General features: G+C 29.4%; 6 protein-coding genes and 1 pseudogene. 5 read left to right on the top strand and 2 right to left on the bottom strand.

Annotation, left to right across the window (positions count from 1 at the left end; translation table 11 throughout):
• Together OCHUTO_RS04660 and OCHUTO_RS05925 are read left to right on the top strand one after the other, a co-directional pair.
• Positions 1-254: pseudogene (locus tag OCHUTO_RS04660) on the top strand (hypothetical protein); the annotation flags it as partial.
• Between the two features lie 11 nt (positions 255-265).
• Positions 266-418, top strand: a complete 153-nt coding sequence (locus OCHUTO_RS05925) for a hypothetical protein (protein WP_156961317.1) — start codon at positions 266-268, stop codon at positions 416-418.
• Positions 419-421: 3 nt separating this feature from the next.
• Here the strand turns inward: OCHUTO_RS05925 and OCHUTO_RS06900 are convergent, their stop codons facing one another.
• Positions 422-598, bottom strand: coding sequence for a hypothetical protein (locus OCHUTO_RS06900; protein ID WP_269745500.1), 177 nt, complete (start codon positions 596-598; stop codon positions 422-424).
• A 67-nt stretch (positions 599-665) separates the two neighbouring features.
• Complete coding sequence (locus OCHUTO_RS06895) at positions 666-992, bottom strand: type IV secretion system DNA-binding domain-containing protein (RefSeq protein ID WP_370664251.1); 327 nt, start codon at positions 990-992, stop codon at positions 666-668.
• Between the two features lie 436 nt (positions 993-1428).
• Between OCHUTO_RS06895 and OCHUTO_RS04650 the strand changes: the two genes are divergently transcribed.
• The 3 genes from OCHUTO_RS04650 (at position 1429) to OCHUTO_RS04640 (ending at position 3706) form a co-directional block, all read left to right on the top strand.
• Positions 1429-2331, top strand: coding sequence for a hypothetical protein (locus OCHUTO_RS04650; protein ID WP_045797615.1), 903 nt, complete (start codon positions 1429-1431; stop codon positions 2329-2331).
• A gap of 152 nt (positions 2332-2483) precedes the next feature.
• Complete coding sequence (locus OCHUTO_RS04645; RefSeq protein ID WP_052694667.1) at positions 2484-3386, top strand: autotransporter outer membrane beta-barrel domain-containing protein; 903 nt, start codon at positions 2484-2486, stop codon at positions 3384-3386.
• Positions 3387-3535: 149 nt separating this feature from the next.
• Positions 3536-3706, top strand: a complete 171-nt coding sequence (locus OCHUTO_RS04640; RefSeq protein ID WP_232297009.1) for an ATP-binding protein — start codon at positions 3536-3538, stop codon at positions 3704-3706.
• Positions 3707-3770: the final 64 nt, after the last annotated feature.

The raw sequence follows: 3770 nt of genomic DNA, 5'->3' as shown, positions 1-3770 counted from the left end.
ACAAAGCAACAGCAGCACTAGCATATTTCATGAAATATGTACATTCAAAAAATATGCTATCCATATGGGAAGAATTTTTAGAATTATTTAAGGATGCAGTCTTAATAGACCAAAAACGTGAATATATTTACATGACTTCACTATTATGGTACACTGGAAATAAGGTTAGTAAAGATGAGCAAAGTAAGTTGATAAAAATACTAGCCAGAATTTTCAAAGGAGGAGACAGAAACTCTTATGGGAACAATTGCTGAAAAATATATTGATGAAGGCAGAGCTGAAGGTTAGATTGGAAAACAAAAAGAGCCAAAAAAGAGCTGGCAATGAAGTTATTAAAATCGGCTTTCCGAATGAATTTGTATCTGAAAATACTGGTTTATCAAAACAGAATATTGGCCTAAAAGACAGTATTGATTAATTACTAACTTATTGAGCAATTATAAGCCCATAAGTTTAAGGTCTGAAGCTTCATTTTTAATTTAGTTATGGAAAGTTCAGCAAGTTTAACTAGCACGTAGGTTGGTAAATTCATAATTTCAGATGGCATAACTAAAAGCTTTTTACGCTCGATAGTGTGAATATTTACTCCATCTCTCATAGTATTTGAGCCATAGGATAAATTTTCTTGGTTTCAATTATCTCTTCTTCTCCAAGGTTAAAGCGATTTATGAGCGTCTGTTGATCGCTAATCTAAAAATAAATTTACTATTAAATAGATCAAGCATAGAGGCCTCCTGCGAGCCATATATTTCCTCTAATTGATGAATATTCTGTAATCCTGCAACGAAGCAACCACCATATTTTCTACTTTCAGCTAGAGCAATAGGTAAAGATGGAATTCTTTGTAAGGCTGGTAGTTCATCCAATATAAACCACATATTACTATTATCATCATTGGGATTTCTACTCATCAATGCTTTAACAGCTATGCTGATCCAAGCTGAAATAAGAATTATTAATAAATTATTTAGAGCATATTCTTTTAGGGCCATACTAAATTATTTCTTGGTGGAGGTACTTTATTTTTTCAAGTGAAACATCTTTTTAAACAATGTTTTTTACTGAATCTATAGAATATGAACTATTATCCATTGATTACTATTTTAAATAAAATCATCTATAAAACAGTATAGCACTGTTATATTATTTTTCGTGAGATTTTCTCTGTGAGAATTTTTTAATCTCCTTAAAGTGTTTCTTATCCTTTGTAAACATTTTCTTAAACTATTTTTTATAATTTACATTTCTAACTTCTATACCCAATACTTTCTAATTCAAAACTGATGTTAAACATAAAATAAACTCTAAAGCAGTTTATTTTTTAGTATAACTATCTTAGCAAATTAATCGATATACTACTTTAAATTGAAAAATTTAATTTCTTGTAATATTACTGCATAACATAAGTAAATAATAAATTAATTAAACATGATAAAAATTAATACACAAGCAACAGTAATTCAAATATCGTTAATTCTTTCCATATTGCTTTTTGTTAATGTAGCTCAAAGTATATCAGATATGAATTTACAACTTGATAACAATACTCATCAAAGCAAGCTAAAAGTTAGCTTAAATCTGAATAAGAGCAAGATAACTCAATATATAAGTCAGTTAGAGCAGCAAAGAGAGCAGTTTGTTACTCAACAAATACCTAAGCTACAACAAGATATGCAAGTTTTGCAAAAAACATATCAAGTTATAATGGATATAAACCAAATAATACCACGCCTTCCAACAAAAAATTATATGGATCAGTTGATTATAGACCTGCAAATGTTGCCTGTTCAGAGTGATCAGCTGCATAATATACAACAATACATTGCAGTTTTAGAGCTGCAAAATCAGCAACTTAGACAAAATATACAGATTCTACTGAGTTTACATCATGATTTAGATCAAGCACTTCCGCATCAGTTATTAAATCAGTTAATGCAGCAGCAGAGTAATAGGATCAACAGAGCAATGCTGAAATTATATCAGGGTTTCAATCAACTAAAACGGCAACTACAAGCAATAATAGTTGATCTAGATCAGGTAAGCCAAATCAATACACAGATAACCGAAGCAGCTGATATACAACCAAATATACAAATATTTCTTATACAAAGAATACAGCAAGTACAACAAGATGTACAGAAATTTAATACTACTATGCAGATAATTCCTCTACCAATTACTTTCCAGGAACAACTACAACTTGTCCAGATTTTTAGACAAGCAAGGCAGAAAATACAACAGGAGACAGATTATCTAAATCAGAGAATAACTGCTCTAAATCAAGAAATAATTACTGCTAATCAAAAGGTGTTCGCTATTAATCAGCACTAGATGATCTTGATAATGTTGAGCATACACATTATAGTCAGCAAAAAGTTTTACATAAAGCTATACAAAATCATAATACTGCAGTAATTAATGCTGTAAATATTACTGCTAGTACTACTGTAAGTGCTATAACAGCTACTTTATCTAAAATACAAATGAAACAAGAGCACTCATATAATATTATGAGTTCTAGATTAAACATTGATAGTAATAATAATTGTTGGAACATTCAGGGAAATGTTTTTACTATTCCAAGTAGGCAAGAAAAAAATGAAGAAATTGAGGAGCATGAGGGAGTCATTAATGGAGCATTTTTGACAGTAAATAGATATTTAAATGAGAAAACTATTATTGGTGTTACTGGTTTATATTCAAATCATAATATTCAATATAATAAAAATATTAAGTACATATTTGATAAAATAGACTGTAAAATATTTTCATTATCTTTAAATGGTAGGTATTATCCTCGGCAAAATGTATTTACACAAGGCATAATCAGCTTTATTCAGTATGATGGCAAAACTGAATGTATACTTAATCAATATCACAGTGAAATTAATGGTCAAAGTTACTATTGTGACTTTATGTTAGGATGTACTTTATATCCAGTAAAACATAGTACAAAATTAATATTATCACCAGCAGTTGGCATTATATGTAAAAACGCTAGCCATAAATTCTTTGATGATACCACTGTATGTGATGCAAAACATTATGTACTGGACAGTAGAGTAGGAGCCGCAATCAAATATACTATTGATAATAAAAAATATACTATTGATAATAAAAATATATTAACAATATTTGAACTTTATACCTTCATTCATAGCAACTTATTTACTAACCGTAGTGATATAAAACTAGAAGATTTTCCTTCAGCAAACTCTAGTGCTATTAATATTAAACCAGCAAAACTACCTGCATCACTTACTCAAGTAGGAGGAGCAGTAACTATATGGCATAGTAAAATAGGGTTTGAAGTATCATATAGCGCTTATTTAGCTGAAAAATATATTGCTCATGTAGGAGCTGTAAGTATAAAAGCTAATTTCTAGCTTTCCCATATAAAAAAGACCTTAACAATCTTAATAACCTTAGTTTTTGATTAGGAAGAGTTAGGAAGTGAAAAACTTGGAGAGGTTATTGTGAAAAAAAATAGCTTAACAAAATGTTTTACAAGGGGTTGAAAACATATTTGAACCTTTTGCAAAGAATAAATGCTGAACTAGAGAATCAAGATTTAGAAATATATCGAGAACTAGGAAAAGGATTAGCATTTATCAAACATCTTACACATCAGATGAAAGGAAGCCTAAGAGTAACCGAACAGAGTAGTTATATAACTTTTTCATTTGAGGTACCAATTCAATTATAAATTAGGAAGCAACTATGAAAAACGAAAAGTATCAAAAAAATGTACAATTATTACTTCAATACAT

The sequence above is a fragment of the Orientia chuto str. Dubai genome (genome assembly GCF_000964595.1).
GTDB classification, from domain to species: Bacteria; Pseudomonadota; Alphaproteobacteria; order Rickettsiales; family Rickettsiaceae; genus Orientia; species Orientia mediorientalis.
Note: the sequence above shows the minus strand (reverse complement) of the source record. Positions and strands in the feature narration are given on the sequence as shown.

Bases quoted from the DNA above. Each gene is read 5' to 3' on its own strand.
- OCHUTO_RS05925 (WP_156961317.1), top strand. From the start codon at position 266: ATGAAGGCAGAGCTGAAGGTTAGATTGGAAAACAAAAAGAGCCAAAAA.
- OCHUTO_RS06900 (WP_269745500.1), bottom strand. From the start codon at position 598: ATGAGAGATGGAGTAAATATTCACACTATCGAGCGTAAAAAGCTTTTA.
- OCHUTO_RS06895 (WP_370664251.1), bottom strand. From the start codon at position 992: ATGGCCCTAAAAGAATATGCTCTAAATAATTTATTAATAATTCTTATT.
- OCHUTO_RS04650 (WP_045797615.1), top strand. From the start codon at position 1,429: ATGATAAAAATTAATACACAAGCAACAGTAATTCAAATATCGTTAATT.
- OCHUTO_RS04645 (WP_052694667.1), top strand. From the start codon at position 2,484: ATGAAACAAGAGCACTCATATAATATTATGAGTTCTAGATTAAACATT.